This window comes from Salinimonas profundi (assembly GCF_014750655.1).
Taxonomy (GTDB): Bacteria; Pseudomonadota; Gammaproteobacteria; order Enterobacterales; family Alteromonadaceae; genus Alteromonas; species Alteromonas profundi_A.
Genome location: NZ_JABBXD010000002.1, coordinates 263,284 through 282,114, shown reverse-complemented (window position 1 = coordinate 282,114; position 18,831 = coordinate 263,284). Strand labels below are relative to the sequence as shown.

Genomic DNA, 18,831 nt, shown 5'->3' with positions numbered 1-18,831 from the left:
GAGTTTATCCGCGCATATTCTCTTTGCTGAATATCTGTGCCAGTATGACATTATTGTTACTGCATCAACGTTAATAGTATCAAGAGTGTCGCTAAGCGCGTGATTAATACACATAATTGTAAAGCATTGTCTGAAAAACTCAGCCTGTATCAGGCTCTTCTGATCTGAAATGATTAAACACCTGCGCGCGTTACGTGTCATCCCCGTGCTTGCATCCCTGTGCGTGAGCTTTAATGGCTTAGCGGCGCAGGCTGTTTACGACTTTTCTATCTCGTCTGCATCGGCCGATGAGGCGCTCACTGAATTTGCGCGTCAGGCAGATACCACATTGTTATTTGATTATGAGCTGGTGGAAAAATTTGAAACCAACTCGCTGTCGGGACAGTTCACGCTTAAAGAAGGCTTGAAAAAGTTACTGGAAGGCACTGAGCTGGCCATCCATGTCGATGCAACCGGTACCTTTTCGGTCAGGCATGTCAGCGAATTGCCTGCAACGCCAACCCCTGCTGAAAATAATTCAGATCCGCAAAACAATCAGCTTGCTTTTGGCCTGGAACGTATCGCCATCGTTGGGACCAGAAGTTCACCGCGTACGGTCACCTCCTCATCAGTGCCGCTGGATATCATTACGGATGACGCCTTTCGTGCTCAATCCGGCGCGAACTTACTGGATATGCTTGCTGCATCCGTGCCTTCTTTGAATGTTAACGATCAGCCCATTAATGATGCGACCAGTCTGGTTCGACCTGCAAACCTGCGGGGAATGGCCTCAGATCACACCTTATTGCTGCTAAATGGAAAGCGTCGCCATCGCTCAGCAGTGATCACCTTTCTGGGGGGCGGGCTGTCAGATGGCGCGCAGGGACCAGATATTTCTGTGCTGCCGGCCAGTGCCATGAAGCAGGTTGAGGTATTACGGGATGGCGCGGCAGCGCAATACGGGTCAGACGCAATTGCCGGCGTTATAAATTTTGTGCTGCGGGATGACAATGAAGGCGGCAGCATCGCTTTGAAAAGTGGCCAGTACTTTCAGTCTGATGGCCAACTGCTGCAGTTACAGGGCAATGTTGGCCTGCCGCTTTTGGATACGGGATTTGCGAACCTCACCGCAGAATACACGCAGCAACAACCTACTTCCCGCACCGTGCAGCGTTCAGATGCATCGGCACTTGCAGATGCGGGGAACCCGTTTGTGCCTGATCCGGCTCAGGTATGGGGAACCCTGGATGTTGAGCATGACATCAAGCTGGCAGGCAATTTTGGTTATCCTATTGACCAGGATAAACAGCTATATGCATTTATGAATCTGGCACAGCGAAAAATCGAAGGCGGCTTTTATTATCGTCACCCACATCTGCGTGATGGCGTTTTTAGCCGCGAGTATCAAAATGAACGTTCATTATTGATTGCTGATCTGGATGGGCTTGGTCAGGGGATCCCATGTCCACAGGTGACCATTGATTCACAGAATGTGTTAACCCAGCCTGATTATCAGGTTATTGCTGACGAACAAACCGCTGTGGGCAGAAACTGCTTTGCGTTCAATGAACGATACCCTGGCGGATTTACACCCCGATTCGGTGGGACAATTAACGATGCCTCGGCTTTTTTTGGTATGAAGGGCGAGACAGCATCAAACTGGTTGTTTGATGTCAGCGCCGGGGTAGGGTACTCAAAGATTGATTATACCCTCTCAGATACCATCAATCCGTCTTTAGGGCCTGATAGTCCTACCGTGTTCTCGCCAGGCGCTGTAGCGCAGGTTGAACGAACGGTCAATCTGGATGTGTCGAAAGTGTTTGAGCCAGGCTGGCAGAATATCGGCCCGTTTAACCTGGGAATGGGGGTAGAGTGGCGAAGAGAGACGTATCATCAGCAGGCTGGCGACGAATCCTCCTGGCAAGCAGGGCCTTTTGCCTTTAATCCACAAAGCGGACTGTCTCAGGGGTTCAGCGTTGGCTCTAACGGGTTTCCCGGCTATCAGCCGGCAGCAGCTGGTCACTGGAGCCGGCATAACTGGGCGCTATATCTTGATGCAGAAACATCCTTTGGCGCGCTGGAAACGGGGGTGGCTGTACGTGTAGAACGCTTTTCAGACTTCGGCTCCACGTTTGATGGGAAGTTGACTTTACGACTACCGGTGACGGAAGAGCTGGCCCTGCGCAGTTCTGTGAGTACAGGCTTTAAAGCGCCCACCGTGGGACAAAGTAATGTCATCAACGTGACTACCGCTTATGCAGCTGAGGGGCTTGAAGATCAGGCTACGTTGCCGCCAACACACCCCATTTCAGTTCAGCTGGGTGCGGACGCGCTCAGTCCGGAGGAATCTGTAAATTACAGCTTTGGCGGCGTCGCTTTTTTTGACGACAACCTCTATCTGACCGTGGATTACTTTAATATCGATTTGAGGAACAGGATCAGTACAACTTCGGCCATCGAACTGACTCAGAAAGACATTGATGTGCTGCTGGCGATTGGTCAGGATGATGCGCTTAATTATGCGGCAGCAAAGTACTTCACTAATGATTTTGATACACAAACACAGGGTATTGATGTCGTTTTGCATTATCAGTTAAAAACCGGTGCGTTTTTGCATGACATGAACCTGGCGTACAACTGGACGGATACGCAGGTCGAGCGAGTGTCACTGTATCCTGTCTTCGATACCTCCGGTGAGCCACGATTTGAAGCTAATCTGACCCCTTCAAGAATTCGTATGCTTGAGGATAATTTGCCCTCACACCGTGCTACTTTCACCGTTAAGCATCACTGGAATAACATTACTGGATTATGGCGGGCGAATTATTATGGCAGCTTTTACGAAGATCACCTTGATGCGGCGGCCGGCTTTGACATTTATGCTGGTCCGGTAACAACATTTGATGCCGAGATTACCTGGCTACTTACAGAGTCTACAACGCTATCAGTCGGGACCGAAAATGTTTTTGATGCGCAACCCGAACTGAATCCATATCGCGGGGAGGTGGGTTCTAAATACCCGCCAACTTCACCCAGTGGGATTAATGGCGGATTTTACTATGCGAATGTGTCAGTGATATTTTAACTACGACAGAGCAGGTTAAGAAACTTCTTTGAACAGCGACTCATCAATAATCGTCGCATCGATGATATCCTGCGTCATAGAAATGCATCTGCCGCACTGGCTGCCAATCTCCATAACATCACGAAGTTCACGAAGATTCCCGACACCGTGGGCTTCTACCGCCTGTTGAATAGCTTTATCAGTTACGCCATAGCACATGCATACGTACATCGACTGGATCCTCTAAAAATCACTGCGAATGATAATAGTTGCTATTTACGATTGGTTCAAGCATTCAGATGTTTAAATTTTCGTATTACGTTTAAACCTATTGATTTGTCACAGGTTGTTTGTATTACAACTTTCCTTATGGCATGCGGTTGTAATTTTCGTTCAAGGACCAATATTCCCTATGCCCGGAATGCAATGTTACCGGGTGATTATAAAAACTAAATTATACTTCTATGGAGTAAAGCATGAGCGTATTAGTAGGCCGTCAGGCACCTGATTTTACTGCCGCAGCCGTCAAAGGTAGTGGTGAAATTGTGGATACTTTTTCACTAAGCGAAGCAATTAAAGGTAAAAAGGCAGTTATCTTTTTCTATCCACTGGATTTCACTTTTGTATGTCCTTCAGAGCTGATCGCTTTTGATAAACGTTACGAAGAGTTCCAGAAGCGTGGTGTAGAAGTCATAGGTGTGTCTATCGACTCTCAGTTTTCTCATAATGCATGGCGTAACACGCCGGTAAACGAAGGCGGTATTGGCCCGGTCAAATACACACTGGTTGCCGATGTAAAACATGAAATCTGTAAAGCGTATGATGTTGAGCATCCGGAGGCTGGTGTAGCATTCCGTGGATCGTTCCTTATTGATGAAGAGGGTATGGTGCGTCATCAGGTCGTCAATGATCTGCCATTAGGCCGCAACATTGATGAAATGTTACGCATGGTGGATGCACTGAGTTTCCATGAGGAACACGGCGAAGTATGTCCTGCTGGCTGGACTGAAGGAAAGTCGGGTATGGATGCAAGTCCGGAAGGTGTGGCTAAGTATCTGTCCAGCGAAGCTGATAAACTCTAAGCGAACACTGTTAAAATGCAGCCCGGTTGCCGACAGGTAACCGGGCTTTTTTTATACTTCGGTTGTTTCTGGCGAAGGCAGGGGCCATCCGCCCAGTGATTTATACCGGTTAACAATATAACAAAACAGCTCAGCTGTCCGGCTGGCATCATACAGCGCGCTGTGGGCCTCTTTCTGGTCAAACGCAATACCTGCCGCCTGACACGCCTTCACCAATACTGTTTGTCCAACCGCCAGGCCCGCCAGCGAGGTGGTATCAAAAGATACAAATGGGTGAAACGGCGTACGCTTAATTTGACTGCGTTCCAGTGCGGCATTGACAAAGCCCTGATCAAAGCTTGCATTGTGGGCAACAATTACCGAACGCTGACAGTTTGCCTTTTTTTGTGCTTTACGAATCGCCTTGCAAAGTCCTTTCATGGCTTCAGTTTCTTCAATGGCACCGCGCAGGGCGCAGGCAGGGTCGATACCATTAAACTCAAGGGCTGCAGGTTCCAGATTAGCCCCTTCGAATGGCGTGACATGTGCGTGAAAGGTTTCGTTCGGGTGTAAGTCTCCCTGCGCGTCCATCTTCAGTGTAACAGCAGCAATTTCCAGTAACGCATCGGTATTCGCGTTGAATCCTGCAGTTTCTACATCAATAACAACGGGAAAGTAACCTCTGAACCGGGTAGCCAGAGAGGGGGTTTCGTCAGTCATAGAACCTCATTTGACGCGCTTCTCATTATCAGGATGGAAACGTAAGCAATAAAAGAAAATTATCGCAATATTCATCAGGCATATCCAGCCCTGTCTTGGTTCATACCACTTTGAAACTATTGGTGAGGCAATCTGTGCTAAACTTTTTCGCGCAAGTGACGATATTGTGATAGACGGTAAGACCTTATTAACGGTAGCAGGTATGAGACTCAGACATACGATTTTTGTTGGATTAAGCCTATTTTGTGCATTTTCTTCCAGTGCAGCGATGCGCCAGTATTCTGCGCCGGTAACATCATCAGACTGGTTGCTCGATAAACAAAGTCGACTGCAGTGCGAGCTATCCCATTCGGTGCCCGGTTATGGTAAGGCCACATTTACCAGTGTGGCATCAAAGCAGCTGAATATGGAATTTGAGATGCAAATGTCGCTTTTACCTAAAAAAGCGGGCATTGCCGCCGTTTATTCCGTGCCCCCTAAATGGATGCCCGGACAGCAGGCCAAAGAAATTGCCGATATGAAACTGCGCAAACAATATGATGGCGACTTGCCTGAAGAGGCCGCATGGACAATGCTTAGCGAGCTGGAAAAGGGCTACTGGCCAACGATTTATTATCAGGATTGGTATAATCGTTATGACAAGGTCGCCGTGGCACTTAATGCCAGTAATTTCACCGGTAGCTATCACAAGTTCGTCAATTGTGTATCAGCACTTCTGCCTTATAGCTTTGAAGATATTGCGTACACGGTGTTGTCTTATGAGAAAAACAGTACCGATCTGACCAAATATGCGGAAAAACGTCTGCAGATGATTGGTGAGTATCTTAAAGAGGACAGCAATCTGGAGCTGGTGTTACTGGATGGCTATACCGACAGCTATGGTGCTCGCTACAGTAACGAGCAGCTTTCCGTTAAGCGTGCTACTCAGGTAAAGGATTATCTTACGGCACTGGGCGTATCCAATGATCGAATTGAAGTCACCGGTCATGGCGAAAAACGCCACATTGCTTCTAACGAAAACAGTGACAGCCGCGCCCTGAACAGACGTGTGGTGGTAAGGCTGTCGAAAAGCTAGTTATCTTTTCGTTGCTTTAGGAAAGCTTTCACAGCAGGTACGTGATCGGTAAATATGCCATCTATCCTAACGTCTTTAGTCAGACGTTTTAATAAAGCCGGGCCCGGTATATTTTCAATGTCGGCATCTGACCGGTACGTGTATGGATGAATAAATAACCCCCGGGACGCTGCCTGCGACACCCAGTCGCTTACTTTTCCAAAACCTGATGACTTGTTTTTTTCAGCAAATAGCTGGGGGATCCAGGGACCGAGGCCATCAGCCACTTCTGCGACCTCATCAAGCCCGTCTTCCGATAACAGCCAGTCAAAGTCGGTCTGTGACTCCTTCCAGCTATTTTCTGCGACCAGCTGTACAAGTTTGCCTTTATAACCCAGCATATTACGTATGCGCTGATTTTCTGAAAAGTCAAAGCATTGCAGGATAAGGTTCCTGTCAGGTTTCAGCATGCCCTTTTCGCGCAGTACATTAAGCACAATAGAGGAAATATCAGCGCCTTGCTGCTTGTGCCAGCGGGGAGATTTTATCTCTATGTACATACCAATGTTTCTGTCCATTGCACGATTGAGTTGCTGAATCAGCTCAATGTGCTCCTCCAGTGATGCAATCGTAAAATTTGCCTGGCTGCCCTGATAACGATGGTTGTACACCTGCTCGCCGGCGCGATCGTGTCTTTCATGGACCCGAAGGGTACGCAGTTCGCTTAAAGTGAAATCTTTGGTGTAAAAACGCCCGTCTGGACGGGCTCTGTCAGGAAATATCTGCTCAACATTGGTGACGGTTTCCAGATGAATATCGTGCAGGACTACGGGTATGTTATCTGCCGTTAGTACCACATCCTGCTCGATGTAGTCAGGCGCCTGCGCAAATGCCAGCGTCGCTGCCTCCAGCGTGTGCTCTGGCAGGTAACCGGAGGCACCGCGGTGGGCGATGATATCAATAGCAAATACCGAGGTGGTGTGCAAAAACAGAAGAAATACCAGCAGGTGGCGCATAAGAGATCCAGACATTTTATCTTTTCAGCAACATAATGCTATAAGGTGACAGGGATATGACACAGGTACAAGCGGTTCTATGCAGGAACCAGCGCAGTTACTGAAGATGGTAAAAGCAGGTCTGACTGCTTTTACCATGGGGGATTTTATAGGACGCCCCTATGCGGCAGCGACCTGTTGTCTGAGTACTTTTGCTGCTTGCACCATATTCTCCAGTGCCGGCTTCACCTCGTCCCACCGACGGGTTTTAAGGCCACAGTCAGGGTTGACCCAAAGATTTTGTGCAGGCAGTTTGCCGGCGGCTTGTTTGAGCAAATACACCATGCTTTCTGTTGATGGCGTATTAGGTGAGTGAATATCGTACACGCCCGGGCCAATCTGATTGGGGTAATCAAAGTGATTAAATGCATCAAGTAGCGCCATATCTGACCGGGATGTTTCGATACTGATCACATCCGCATCCAGCCGTGCAATGGACTCGATGATATCGTTAAATTCTGAGTAACACATGTGTGTGTGGATTTGAGTGGCATCCTTTACCGCGTTTGCAGATAGGCGAAATGCATCTACAGCCCAATTCAGGTATGTCTGCCACCCAGACTTGCGTAAAGGGAGTCCTTCGCGCAGTGCTGCCTCGTCGATCTGTATCATGCTTATACCGGCCTTTTCCAGATCCAGCACTTCATCACGGATCGCCAGGCCGATCTGTTGGCAGGTCTGCCAGCGCGGCTGATCATCGCGAACAAATGACCAGTTGAGGATCGTTACTGGCCCGGTAAGCATCCCTTTTAGTGGCTTTGCTGTGCAGGACTGCGCATATTTCGCCCATGCTACGGTCATGGGGTGAGGGCGGCGGACATCGCCATAAATAACTGGCGGTTTGACACACCGGGAGCCGTAAGACTGCACCCATCCAAACTGTGTAAATACAAAGCCCTCAAGTTGTTCACCGAAATACTCAACCATATCGTTGCGCTCGGCCTCTCCATGTACCAGTACATCCAGTCCCAGTTGTTCCTGCTCTTTAATGCATTCGGCAATGATAGCTTTAATGGCAGTGTTGTAGTGCTCGACGGAAAGGGTGCCGGCATTGCGCTCGCGGCGCAAATTGCGGATTTGGCTGGTCTGCGGAAACGAACCGATAGTTGTTGTCGGATAAAGCGGAAGATCAAGGTGCGTTTTATGCGTTTGGTTACGGACAGAAAACGGCGAGTGTCGCGTTAAGTCTTCTGGCTTAATGGCAGCGACTGCCTGGCGTACAGTTTCATTATGAACACGGGGCGAAATGCGGCGGCGCAGTAGCGCCTCGCGGTTCTCCGCCAACTGATTAGCTACCGCTTCACGTCCCTTATTTAATGCGATGCCCAGAAGTTCAACTTCATTGAGCTTTTGCGTTGCAAATGCCAGCCAGCTTTTAATTTCAGGATCCATCCTGCTCTCGCTATTCAGATCCACGGGGACATGCAACAACGAACAGCTTGGCGCAATCCATAAAGCGTTACCCCGATTTCTGGCGACAGGCTCAAGCCAGTCCAGTGTTGCCGATAGATCTGATTTCCAGATGTTGCGACCGTCGATAACACCCAAAGAAAGCACTTTGTGCGGCGCAAGTTCCTTCGCCACCGTTTCAACCTCGTGGCGGGCCCTGACTGCATCAATATGTAAGCCATCTACAGGGAGTTGGGTAGCAAGCTTCAGGTTATTTTCAAGCGGTCCGAAGTAGGTAGTCAGTAACAGCTTTACCGGACTTTGAGATAAGGCCTGATAAGCGACATGGTAAGCCTGTTGCCACTCAGATGATAAGTCAGTGACCAGGGCTGGCTCATCAATTTGAACCCACTCCACGCCACAGCGGCTGATATTTCTCAACAACTGTAAATATGCCGGTAATAATTTTTCCAGTAACGCTAAAGGAGCGACATTGTCTTTCGCTTTACCCAGCGACAGGTAGGTTAATGGTCCGATAACAACGGGCTTGGCATCAAATCCCTGGCTTCTGGCCCGGTGAATTTGTTTGATCAGCGCTTTATCGTTCAGGGTAAAGCTGGTTTCGCATGTAAATTCGGGCACAATGTAGTGATAATTGGTGTCAAACCATTTGGTCATTTCACCAGCGGCAACCTGTTGTTCGACATCATCGTGTGGTGCGCGTCCGCGTGCTAACCGAAAGTATTGATGGAGCTCGTCATCTCCTGCTTTACAGCGGGAAGGGGTGTTTCCAAACATGATGATGTGATCAAGTACATGGTCGTAGAGTGAAAAATCGCCCACTGGCTGCAGGTCGAGATTTGCCTGTCGTGATAAATTATCATCAAAGCGGGCCTGGGCAGCCTGCACTAATTCCTCAGCATTAGCCTCACCGTTCCAGTATTTCTCCAGCGCAAACTTTAATTCGCGGCGGCCACCGATACGCGGAAAACCTAAATTATGAATAATAGCCATGATTACGTCCTTACTGTTACGTGCTTTTAGATGTCTGGACGTATAGTAGCCTCGCTCTTGTTATGTATAAAAGTGATATATTTTCATTGAATTATGAGTTTTGTTCATGGTTTAGTGTTCGTTTCTGGTTAAAGAGATGACCGCAAAGGCGAACTATGATCGAGCGAATACATCTGGACATTCTTACTGCAATCAAAAAGCACGGCACAGTGACTAAAGCCGCAGAGGCGCTACATCTGTCTCAGTCAGCGCTCAGCCACAGTATCAAAAAGCTGGAATCTCAGATTCACACCCCGATCTGGGAAAAAGCAGGGCGAAATTTACGGCTGACTGCAGCCGGTGAGCGTATTGTGACGCTGGCAGATCGGGTGTTGCCACAATTTGCTCACGTCGAGTCGCTGCTAAGCCAGATTGCCAAAGGAGAAATGGGGATGCTCCGTATCGGCATGGAGTGCCATCCCTGCTATCAGTGGCTGTTAAAGGTCATTGATCCGTATCTGAAAAAATGGCCTGAGGTCGATATTGATGTTAAGCAGCAATTTCAGTTCGGGGCGCTCGGTGCATTACACCGTTATGAGATTGACGTCATTATTACCCCTGATCCTTTGTTCACGCCCAGTGTCGAATATATTCCTGTATTTGAGTATGAACATCGTCTGGTGGTTTCCAGCGAGCATTGGTTAGCAAAGCGGCCCTGTGTATTTCCAGAAGATTTACGTGAGGAAGTATTATTGAGTTACCCGGTCGAACCGCAGAGACTGGACATTTTCAGTCAGTTTCTGCATCCGGCAAAATGTACGGTTAAAAAACACAAGATCATCGAAACCACTGAAATAATGCTACAGATGGTGGCTGCCGGACGCGGCGTGTGCGCATTACCAGGCTGGCTGGTGGACGAATACGCCTCGAAGCTGTCAGTCTCAAGTTTACGCTTTGGCGAAACCGGGATCCATAAGCACATTTACGTGGGCATGCGAATGGGTGAGCAGCATATTAACTATTTAGAGGATTTCGTTGCCCAGGCCAGAAGCACCCGATAACCGGTCGAAGATGAAGGGTAGGCGACAATCTGCTCAGTTAGAGGCGCTTACCCAGCCTTCGGCAACGAGCCATTCATAGACTCGTTCAATCCAGTCATCGGAGGGCAGCCCCTGCGTTTTCATTCCAAAGCCATGATCGCCCTGAGCGTATAGATGCATCGCCGCGTTTTTATCCGCCGATAGATAAGAGCGATATAAATCCACCGCGCCTTCGGCCAGGCCCAGGCTATCGTTGGTTGCTGCGATAACAATCATCGGCGGCGCATCGGCTTTTGGTGTTTCTATCGCAATGGCGTCGGTCCATGGGTAAACAGGTATCAGAAAGTCCGGGCGAGTTGATGTGTCATATTGATAGCTTACGCCCATTGCAACGGCACCACCGGCTGAAAACCCCATAAATCCAATTTTTTCCGGGTTTACGCCCAGAGAGGCGGCGTGAGTACGAACATAATTAACGGCACTGAGTCCGTCTTCAATCGCCAGGGGCAGTATCTTATCTGCCTTATTTAATACAATCTGATAGTCGGCTTCCCACTCTTCAGATAGTTGCGCAGTTGCATCCTTTTGGGTGGGTACCAGGCGATAACGCAGCACAAATGCTGCAATACCTTTATCTGCCAGCCATCGCGCAACATCATTGCCTTCACTGTTGATACTCAGCGCATAAAGGGCGCCCCCGGGCGCGACAATCACTGCAGGACTGTTGCCATTGTTCTTTTCAGGTAAAAACGCAGTGAGAGTGGGGGATGAGACATTGCTGACAACCTGCGTATTCCATAGCGCTGAAAAATACGCGCGCTGTTCATTTTCATAAACGGTAGGGTTATCTGATGTGACAGGAAGGGAAATTCGTTCACTGGCAACACTCATCCCGGATAACAAAAACAATAGTGACGCGCTAATAATCCTACAGTTCATTTGCTTCAAGTTTCCTAATATCACCATAGCATATCAAGATACCACACTACGTTTTAAAGGATACTAGAAACAATGGAAAGCCTGGTGGATGTGTGTATCAGAGACGATAACGATGCTGTAACAGTTTTTATTAATGAATATACACCCCGTCCACATTTTTCACGACTTAGCGAAATAATAATTATATCGACAATGAGAGACGCTACACATGCAGAATCGGTAAGTATTACAACAGGGTTGGGGTTTAGTCTGCCACTACAATTGGCCAGTCGTTACCTGAAGCACTGAAGCAGCATTCGGCACAATACCTAGTGCGTGAAGATACCATCAAGCTTGAATTTTATGATGAGAATTTAACGTGCAACCAGCAAAGTAAGAGCGCTCAGTTGCTGCAGGGATCTCCCGATCTCTGCAGCATGAAGTACTTGAGTAGCAACTCTGTAGCTAACATCGATTCTTCTATCTTACGAAATCTGTCGGTTAGCGGGCGAAAACACATTTCAAACCCAATAGCACTTATTGTGAAAACACACACAAATTGTTCATTTAACCGTCATAGTTCAGTCATAATTTACTTCCACTATAAATCCTGAATAACTATGGGAGTGAAGGTATGGGTCTTAGTATGTGGCAAGTGATGTTGGTTTTACTTATTGTCATTCTATTGTTCGGGCGAGGTAGGATCCCTGCATTAATGGGTGATGTAGCATCTGGCATTCGATCGTTTAAACACGGACTGCAAGATGATAATACAGATACACCAACACAACCGTCAGCGCAGCAAAATGTTGAGCATAAAGCGGACACTTCAACAATCCAAAAAGATCGTGCGGTAGCCGAGCAGAAGAATGCTTGATTTGAGTTGGAGCGAACTTTTCTTTGTTGGTGTATTGGCCTTGGTAATAATAGGACCTAAAGATCTGCCGGAGTTTTTTCAGATGTTTGGACGCATGGTTGGCAAGGTCAAAAGAACCTACGCCAATGTACAGGGCGGCATGAATCAACTAACTAAAGAAGTGAATATCGTATCAGGTAAAGCTCAACCTGGAGACGAAAGCTGGCGCACGTTTTTGCCAAAAGAGATTCAAGATTTGCCCGCCGACTTTCGCCCTGGCGCAATGTCAGCAGAGCAACACGCAGATCGCAAAGCAAAAATTGACGAAGCAAGAAAGTTGGCAGAGCAAGCGGCAACGCAAAAGGGTAATGAGCATGAATAAACAGCAGATTGATAATTCCACCGCACCTCTGCTAACACATCTTATTGAACTGCGGACCCGGTTGCTTTATTGCTTAGCTTTTTTCATCGCTATGTTTGCGTTGGGGTACTATTTTTCTGCTGATATATATAATTTTTTACAGCAACCGCTGTTGGAACAGTTTGGTCCCGGCAGCCAACGAAGAATGATCTACACCGGCTTGCAAGAAGCGTTTCTTACCTATCTAAAACTGGCATTTTTTACGGCACTGTTCTTTTCAATACCACTGATACTCATTCAAATCTGGCGTTTTCTAGCGCCTGGAATGTACGAGCAAGAAAGAAAAAGCTTTATGCCGCTTTTTCTAATGACCCCGGTATTATTCATTGCTGGCGCTGCGCTAGCGTTTTATTTGGTTATGCCGATGGCATGGCAGTTTTTTATGAGCTTTGAAACCAATGGAGCTGCTGACGTGATACGGGTGGAATTAGAAGCAAAAGTCAGCGAGTATCTATCGTTGGTCATCAAGCTCATTCTTGCCTTTGGACTGAGTTTTGAATTACCTGTTTTGTTACTTGTGTTGGCGAAAGCTGGCTTGGTGACTTCACAAACGCTTAAGCATTACCGTCGTCATGCGATAGTGATGATTTTTCTCGTTGCAGCCTTCATTACGCCGCCGGACTTAATATCCCAAGTCGCTCTTGGCACACCGATTATGTTGCTATATGAAGCTTCTATCTACTTGGTTTCGCTCACACAGAAACGGGCCGCAAAAAACGAAGCGGCTGCAATATAACGCATGACTTGCAACCAGATGAAATAAAACAATGCGATGACCTGGTAAAAAAAAATGTCATATTTTGTTCGTTTAAACGTCAATAAAATGACGATTAATTGTCATTTTTCCACCGTAATTTAGTTATTGGCAAGACCGGGAAGTAGTCCCTTTAGAGGTATAGGGTTCCAGCCACTAATAACTAACTAAACAGGTGAAAAAATGTCTAAAGATACAACCGGCATCCACGCTATTCAGCCAGCGGTAAACCGTCGAGACTTTGTTAAAGGTAGCTCCGTTGTTGCTGCCAGTACCGCACTAGCTTCATTATCAGCTAAAGCCGCTACACTACCGTTTTCCTCCTCTTACGGCCCACTTAAGCCCAAAGCGTGTAAAGCAACAGGACTGGAGCTGCTGGCTCTACCTGATGGCTTTGAGTACACGTCGTACGGTTGGACCGGCCAGATTCAGTCTGATCGCACGCCCACCCCTACCGATCACGATGGCATGGCCGTCGTTGCTGCGAAACAGAACGTGGTTTGTCTGGTACGTAACCACGAACTAAGCGAAGGGGAAGGTCATAAGTGTGAGCCTCTGCGAGGGCGAGGTGTTTACAACCCGGCCCAGTATGGCGGAACCACAAATGTATTGTTCGATGTGGTTAACGGGCAGTTTCTATCTTCTTATAACAGTTTAGGTGGCACCATTCGTAATTGTGCAGGAGGGCTTACACCGTGGGGGACCTGGTTGTCCTGCGAAGAGACCTATATGTACGCCCAGGATATTCCGCATGGCTATATTTTTGAAGTTCCGGGTTTTGGCATCTCAGATGGCAAGCCTATTCGTGAAATGGGCCGTTTTACTCACGAAGCCGTGGCGGTGGATCCTGCAACGAGCATTGTTTACATGACAGAGGATCGCGGTAGCTCCGCATTTTATAAATTTGAGCCTGCTGGTGGTTGGGGAGATCTCAAGTCAGGCGGCACCCTATACGCCATGGTGCTCAACAATACCCCTAGACTTGATTTGCGTGGCGGTCTGGTAGAAGGCACCACGTATGAAGTGACTTGGCAGGAAGTTCCTGAGCCGGATGCGTTTAATGAAAGCTGTTTCGACCAAGCTAATAATGCTGCAATCATTGAGCGTGGAGAAGGCTGTTGGTATGACGATGGAAAAATTTACTTTGTTTCCACTTCTGGGGGAGCTGCGGATCTGGGACAAATATTCTGCTTTGACCCACGTCGTCAGCAATTAAAAGTTATTTTTGAATCAACCAGCACCTCACAAGTTGATGGACCAGACAACATTGCAGTAAGTCCGCGGGGCAGCATTTTAATGTGTGAGGATGGTGGTTCCGATCCTAAGCGTCTGGTCGGCCTGACGCAAAGCGGTGAAACTTTCACATTCTGTGAAAACCGTATTGCTTTGGATAAGGGGGACCTGGCGGCTATCGATGACGTATATCCAGGCGTGGCGACGGGGTTCACAGACAGTGTAGGAGATTCTTCCGATGGCTCTAACCGTCGTAGCTTTACCAGCAGGGAATGGTGTGGAGCCTGCTTTTACGGCCGGTGGTTATTTGTCAATATCCAGTCGCCTGGCGTAACTTTCGCCATCACCGGTCCATGGGAAAACGGTGCTTTGTAAAAAAGATTCAAAATCATTAACAACATGTCAGAGCAGCATCGTTACTCTGAAAACATAAGGAATAATCATGAAAATTTGGGTTTTATTAGCGTCATTAATGATGGCGGTTCAGGCAAATGCAGCAATACTATCATTAACTATACCCGGCTCAGTGACCGGTTCACTAAGCAATGAAAGCGGATGGTTAGATGGAGACACATCCGCCATCGATTTTTACACCTTCGAACTTACCTCAGATACCGAGCTCAGTTTCTTCGCCGATACGGATTTTACATCCATGGGCTTGAGTTTGTACGCCGGTGAAATCATGATGGACCCTGGATTTTTATTTAACAATGCCGGTGACTTTTTTGATTTTGCCGGTGAAAGTCTGACCTATCTTACCGGTACCAGTGCGTTTGTGCCGGGTGTAGGCGATAATGCGCTTCAGGCTGGTGTGATGGAACGTGGCCAATATACGCTTGCGGTGGGTGGAAATGAAGGTTTCAGCTTTGGCGCGTTTGACTATACGCTTAATGCAACAGCGGTATCAGCTGCTGTTTCAGAACCATCGACGTTTGGTATTGCTTTATTAATGTTGAGTGGTTTGTATTGCAGCCGCCGTGATCGACGATAGCTGACATTGAGTTTGCTAAAAGAAGAGCTAGAAAGCTCTTCTTTTAGCGGCCTTTGGGCAGCGATTGAACATCTTTTAGCATATGAATCCAATCGTCAGATACCAAGTGCCAAAACAATTATTACTATTATTCAGTCTTATCCTTAAACTCACACAGATCTTCAATAATACAGCTGCCACAACGGGGCTTTCTGGCAATGCAGGTATATCTACCATGTAGGATAAGCCAGTGATGCACATCGACCTTGAATTCTTTTGGCACAACTTTCAATAACTTTTGTTCCACCTGGTCAACGTTTTTACCCATAGCCAGTTTGGTGCGGTTGGATACGCGGAAGATGTGAGTGTCCACGGCAATAGTCGGCCAGCCGAATGCCGTATTCAGAACAACGTTGGCTGTCTTTCTGCCTACGCCAGGCAAAGCCTGTAGTGCCTCGCGATCTTCGGGCACCTCACCAGCATGCTTTTCGATCAGAATCTGACACATCTTGTGCACATTTTCTGCTTTGGCATTATAAAGCCCAATTGTTTTTATATAATTTTTAAGACCATCCACACCCAAATCAAATATTGCCTGCGGCGTATTGGCAACCGGAAACAGTTTCGCTGTCGCCTTATTAACACCTACGTCGGTGGCCTGTGCAGACAGCGTGACCGCAACAAGCAACTCGAATGGTGAGCTAAAGTGAAGCTCTGTAGTGGGCGTGGGGTTGGCGTCGCGCAGGCGAGTAAGAATTTCTTTTCGTTTGGTATTATTCATGGAAAAAAATCAGCTCTCTGCGGTGACCCGAATGCGGGTGACCTGTTTCTTTTGCTTAGTTTGTCTGGCTGCCAGGCGCTGATCGATGGCATTTTTCGCGGCGATCAACAGCCCCATCCCGATAAAGGCGCCGGGGGGTAAGATCGCCAGTAAAAACGGGTGCTCGGTTGCAAAAACAGTTACAGTCCAGTTGTTAGCGACAGGCCCGAACAGCCGGTCGGCACCTGATAGTAGTGTACCAGCGCCAAGTAGCTCACGCATGCCACCTAAAAGCACCAGTACCACGGTAAAGCCAAGTCCCATCATGACGCCATCAAAGGCGGCAGGCAAAACCTTGTTTTTTGACGCAAACGCTTCAGCGCGACCAATAATGGCGCAATTAGTCACAATGAGTGGAATGAAGATACCCAGTGCCAGATATAACTCGTAAGTGAAGGCGTTCATCAGCAGCTGAATGATTGTCACAAACGACGCGATGACCATCACAAAAATTGGAATGCGAATTTCATTTCGCACAATATTACGAACCAGGGATACCGTTACATTAGATCCTATCAGCACAGCCATCGTTGCCAGACCCAGTCCCAGGCCATTAATGACAGTCGCCGTGACCGCTAATAAAGGACACAGGCCAAGCAACTGAACCAGCGCAGGGTTGTTTTTCCACATGCCGTCGGCCGCGAGCGTTTTATATTCTGACATGGGCTCTCCTGTTACTGTGAGACGCTGCAATTAGCAGGTTGAGCGAAAAGGGCAGTCTGGTTTTCAATAACATAATCCAGCGTGCGGCGCACCGCGCCCACGACTGCCCGGGGCGTAATAGTAGCGCCGGTAAACTGGTCAAACTGGCCGCCATCTTTTTTGACCTGCCAGGCCTGTTGCTGCTCAGGATCAAAGGTTTTTCCACTGAAGGTGCGGATCCAGTCACTGACAGCAAGTTCTATTTTATCACCCAAACCGGGTGTTTCCTGATGGGTCAGCGTGCGAACGCCCAGCACTGTCATTGACGTATCCACTCCGACAACCAGCTCTATGTTACCACTGTAGCCATTCGGTGCTGTGGTTTGCAGTACCAGCGCGACAGGGGTTTCATCATTTCGCGCACGGTAAACGCGATGGGCTTTCTCTGTACCAAGCGCATCGGCTGTGATTACGGTGCAGTCGGCATAAAGTTTGTTGTCATATATTGATGCCGGCACGACTTCATTAAGCACAGATAGCAAGCGGGCTCGCTGCTGCTGCGCGATACGATCTTCTGTGCCGATAAATGTCAGGCTGATCAATGCGGTGGTAATAACTGCAAAGGTGCCGAGCATTCCACCATTGGTGGCTAATGTTTTAAACATAAAGGCTACCTGTGTTTACGTTTTTCAGAACGCGGACTGTGGCCGTAGGTTCTGGGGCGGGTGTAATAGTCGATTAACGGCACCGCCATATTCATAATAATTACCGCGAATGCCACGGCGTCCGGGTAGCCTCCAAAAGTTCTGATGATCACCAGCCAGAAGCCAATGGCAGCGGCGAAAATAAGTCTTCCCTTATTCGTGGTGGAGGCAGAGACGGGATCGGTGGCAATAAAAAATGCACCAATTAATAAGCTACCATTAAATACATGGAATAAAGGTGATGCATAACGGTCCATATCCAGCAGATGCAGAAAACCAGAAAAAACAATAACACTGGCAATCATGGCGACCGGAATATGCCAGTTGATTACTCGGGCTTTCAGTAAAAACAGCCCGCCAGCCAAATAAGCCAAGGCGATCCAGGACCACGCTGCACCGAGACTGGAAGCAAACCCCCCTTCAAAAATAGGGGCCTGCAACGTCTCAGTGTAGGTTCGGCTTTGTGTCAGTCCGGTTTTAACGGCATCCAGTGGTGTCGCCATTGTTATCCCGTCAACAACGGTCCGTAATTGCACGATATCCATGCCAGACTGTGTATAGCCGGTTAAAATCAGACTCAGTGTATCAGCGAAGGAAAGTGGCTCAGCAAGAAATTGCTGTGGTGGCAGCCACATGGTCATCGCAACCGGAAAGGAAATCAGCAAAATAACATAGGCAATCATGGCTGGATTAAACATATTGAAGCCGAGTCCACCATAAAGCTGCTTGGCAATAGCGATAGCGCAAAAGGTGCCCAACACGGTCATCCACCAGGGTAATGCCGGGGGGATGCTTACAGCCAGAAGCAGTGCAGTCAGTACCGCGCTGTAATCACTCAAAGCCCGGCCAACTGGTTTTTGACGCAGCGCCAGAAAAGCTGCTTCTGTTCCAACCGCAGTAAGGATTGCGATTGAAGCCTGAATCAGTAAACCCCAGCCAAAGAAAAACATCTGCAACACCATGGCCGGAGCCATCGCGTAAATGACCAGACGCATGATTTGGCCGGTATCTCTTCGAACACGCTGGTGGGGAGAGCTGGATAAGGTTAATTTCATATTAACTGTTATTCTCGTTTTGCTTATCGCGCTGGGCTTTTTTTGCTTTGGCGCGCGCTACCGCAGCGGCAATGCGCTGTTGCTTTTCAGTCTTGGCATTCTC

18 protein-coding genes are annotated in these 18,831 nt (G+C 48.1%); 9 read left to right on the top strand and 9 right to left on the bottom strand.

The window, feature by feature from the left end; all coding sequences use genetic code 11:
• The first annotated feature begins 169 nt into the window (after window positions 1-169).
• Complete coding sequence (locus HHX48_RS05695) at window positions 170-3,064, top strand: TonB-dependent receptor plug domain-containing protein (protein ID WP_191023085.1); 2,895 nt, start codon at window positions 170-172, stop codon at window positions 3,062-3,064.
• A 15-nt stretch (window positions 3,065-3,079) separates the two neighbouring features.
• On the opposite strand, the gene HHX48_RS05690 is transcribed toward HHX48_RS05695, so the two are convergent.
• Window positions 3,080-3,274, bottom strand: a complete 195-nt coding sequence (locus tag HHX48_RS05690) for a (2Fe-2S)-binding protein (RefSeq protein ID WP_191023083.1) — start codon at window positions 3,272-3,274, stop codon at window positions 3,080-3,082.
• A 245-nt stretch (window positions 3,275-3,519) separates the two neighbouring features.
• Between HHX48_RS05690 and HHX48_RS05685 the strand changes: the two genes are divergently transcribed.
• Window positions 3,520-4,125, top strand: coding sequence for a peroxiredoxin (locus HHX48_RS05685; RefSeq protein ID WP_191023081.1), 606 nt, complete (start codon window positions 3,520-3,522; stop codon window positions 4,123-4,125).
• Window positions 4,126-4,176: 51 nt separating this feature from the next.
• Here the strand turns inward: HHX48_RS05685 and rnt are convergent, their stop codons facing one another.
• Entirely contained in the window at window positions 4,177-4,824 is a 648-nt protein-coding gene (gene rnt, locus HHX48_RS05680) for a ribonuclease T (protein WP_191023079.1), read from the bottom strand.
• Between the two features lie 202 nt (window positions 4,825-5,026).
• Between rnt and HHX48_RS05675 the strand changes: the two genes are divergently transcribed.
• Window positions 5,027-5,899: a flagellar protein MotY gene (locus tag HHX48_RS05675; protein ID WP_191023077.1), complete on the top strand. Its 873-nt coding sequence runs from the start codon at window positions 5,027-5,029 to the stop codon at window positions 5,897-5,899.
• Here the strand turns inward: HHX48_RS05675 and glpQ are convergent.
• A complete protein-coding gene (gene glpQ / locus HHX48_RS05670) occupies window positions 5,896-6,909 on the bottom strand; it encodes a glycerophosphodiester phosphodiesterase (RefSeq protein ID WP_223858073.1) in 1,014 nt (337 codons plus the stop codon). The two genes, HHX48_RS05675 and glpQ, sit on opposite strands and share 4 nt — an antisense overlap.
• 144 nt (window positions 6,910-7,053) lie before the next feature.
• Window positions 7,054-9,336, bottom strand: coding sequence for a 5-methyltetrahydropteroyltriglutamate--homocysteine S-methyltransferase (gene metE / locus HHX48_RS05665; protein WP_191023075.1), 2,283 nt, complete (start codon window positions 9,334-9,336; stop codon window positions 7,054-7,056).
• Window positions 9,337-9,491: 155 nt separating this feature from the next.
• Between metE and HHX48_RS05660 the strand changes: the two genes are divergently transcribed.
• Complete coding sequence (locus HHX48_RS05660) at window positions 9,492-10,376, top strand: LysR family transcriptional regulator (protein ID WP_191023054.1); 885 nt, start codon at window positions 9,492-9,494, stop codon at window positions 10,374-10,376.
• A gap of 33 nt (window positions 10,377-10,409) precedes the next feature.
• Here HHX48_RS05660 and HHX48_RS05655 read toward each other — a convergent pair whose 3' ends face one another.
• On the bottom strand, window positions 10,410-11,294 hold the full coding sequence (locus HHX48_RS05655; RefSeq protein ID WP_191023052.1) for an alpha/beta hydrolase: 885 nt from the start codon (window positions 11,292-11,294) through the stop codon (window positions 10,410-10,412).
• Window positions 11,295-11,919: 625 nt separating this feature from the next.
• Between HHX48_RS05655 and HHX48_RS05650 the strand changes: the two genes are divergently transcribed.
• The 5 genes from HHX48_RS05650 to HHX48_RS05630 all read left to right on the top strand — a co-directional run bounded on the left by HHX48_RS05650 (window position 11,920) and on the right by HHX48_RS05630 (window position 15,528).
• Complete coding sequence (locus tag HHX48_RS05650; RefSeq protein ID WP_263406917.1) at window positions 11,920-12,150, top strand: twin-arginine translocase TatA/TatE family subunit; 231 nt, start codon at window positions 11,920-11,922, stop codon at window positions 12,148-12,150.
• Window positions 12,143-12,511, top strand: a complete 369-nt coding sequence (locus HHX48_RS05645) for a Sec-independent protein translocase subunit TatA/TatB (protein WP_191023050.1) — start codon at window positions 12,143-12,145, stop codon at window positions 12,509-12,511. Before HHX48_RS05650 ends, HHX48_RS05645 begins: the two co-directional genes overlap by 8 nt.
• Window positions 12,504-13,286 carry a twin-arginine translocase subunit TatC gene (tatC, locus tag HHX48_RS05640; protein WP_191023048.1) on the top strand — a complete coding sequence of 261 codons (783 nt, stop codon included), beginning with the start codon at window positions 12,504-12,506 and terminating at the stop codon, window positions 13,284-13,286. Before HHX48_RS05645 ends, tatC begins: the two co-directional genes overlap by 8 nt.
• 201 nt (window positions 13,287-13,487) lie before the next feature.
• Window positions 13,488-14,912, top strand: coding sequence for an alkaline phosphatase PhoX (locus tag HHX48_RS05635; protein WP_191023046.1), 1,425 nt, complete (start codon window positions 13,488-13,490; stop codon window positions 14,910-14,912).
• A gap of 67 nt (window positions 14,913-14,979) precedes the next feature.
• Window positions 14,980-15,528 carry a hypothetical protein gene (locus HHX48_RS05630; protein WP_191023044.1) on the top strand — a complete coding sequence of 183 codons (549 nt, stop codon included), beginning with the start codon at window positions 14,980-14,982 and terminating at the stop codon, window positions 15,526-15,528.
• A gap of 127 nt (window positions 15,529-15,655) precedes the next feature.
• On the opposite strand, the gene nth is transcribed toward HHX48_RS05630, so the two are convergent.
• Genes nth through rsxD form a run of 4 tightly spaced genes read right to left on the bottom strand, consistent with a single transcriptional unit; the run spans window position 15,656 to window position 18,728 of the window.
• Entirely contained in the window at window positions 15,656-16,288 is a 633-nt protein-coding gene (gene nth / locus HHX48_RS05625; RefSeq protein ID WP_191023042.1) for an endonuclease III, read from the bottom strand.
• Between the two features lie 9 nt (window positions 16,289-16,297).
• Window positions 16,298-16,990 carry an electron transport complex subunit E gene (locus tag HHX48_RS05620; RefSeq protein WP_191023040.1) on the bottom strand — a complete coding sequence of 231 codons (693 nt, stop codon included), beginning with the start codon at window positions 16,988-16,990 and terminating at the stop codon, window positions 16,298-16,300.
• A gap of 11 nt (window positions 16,991-17,001) precedes the next feature.
• Window positions 17,002-17,634, bottom strand: coding sequence for an electron transport complex subunit RsxG (gene rsxG / locus HHX48_RS05615; RefSeq protein ID WP_191023038.1), 633 nt, complete (start codon window positions 17,632-17,634; stop codon window positions 17,002-17,004).
• Window positions 17,635-17,639: 5 nt separating this feature from the next.
• The gene (gene rsxD, locus HHX48_RS05610; RefSeq protein ID WP_191023037.1) at window positions 17,640-18,728 is read right to left on the bottom strand and encodes an electron transport complex subunit RsxD; all 1,089 of its coding nucleotides are present in this window, start codon (window positions 18,726-18,728) and stop codon (window positions 17,640-17,642) included.
• Window positions 18,729-18,831 lie beyond the last annotated feature (103 nt).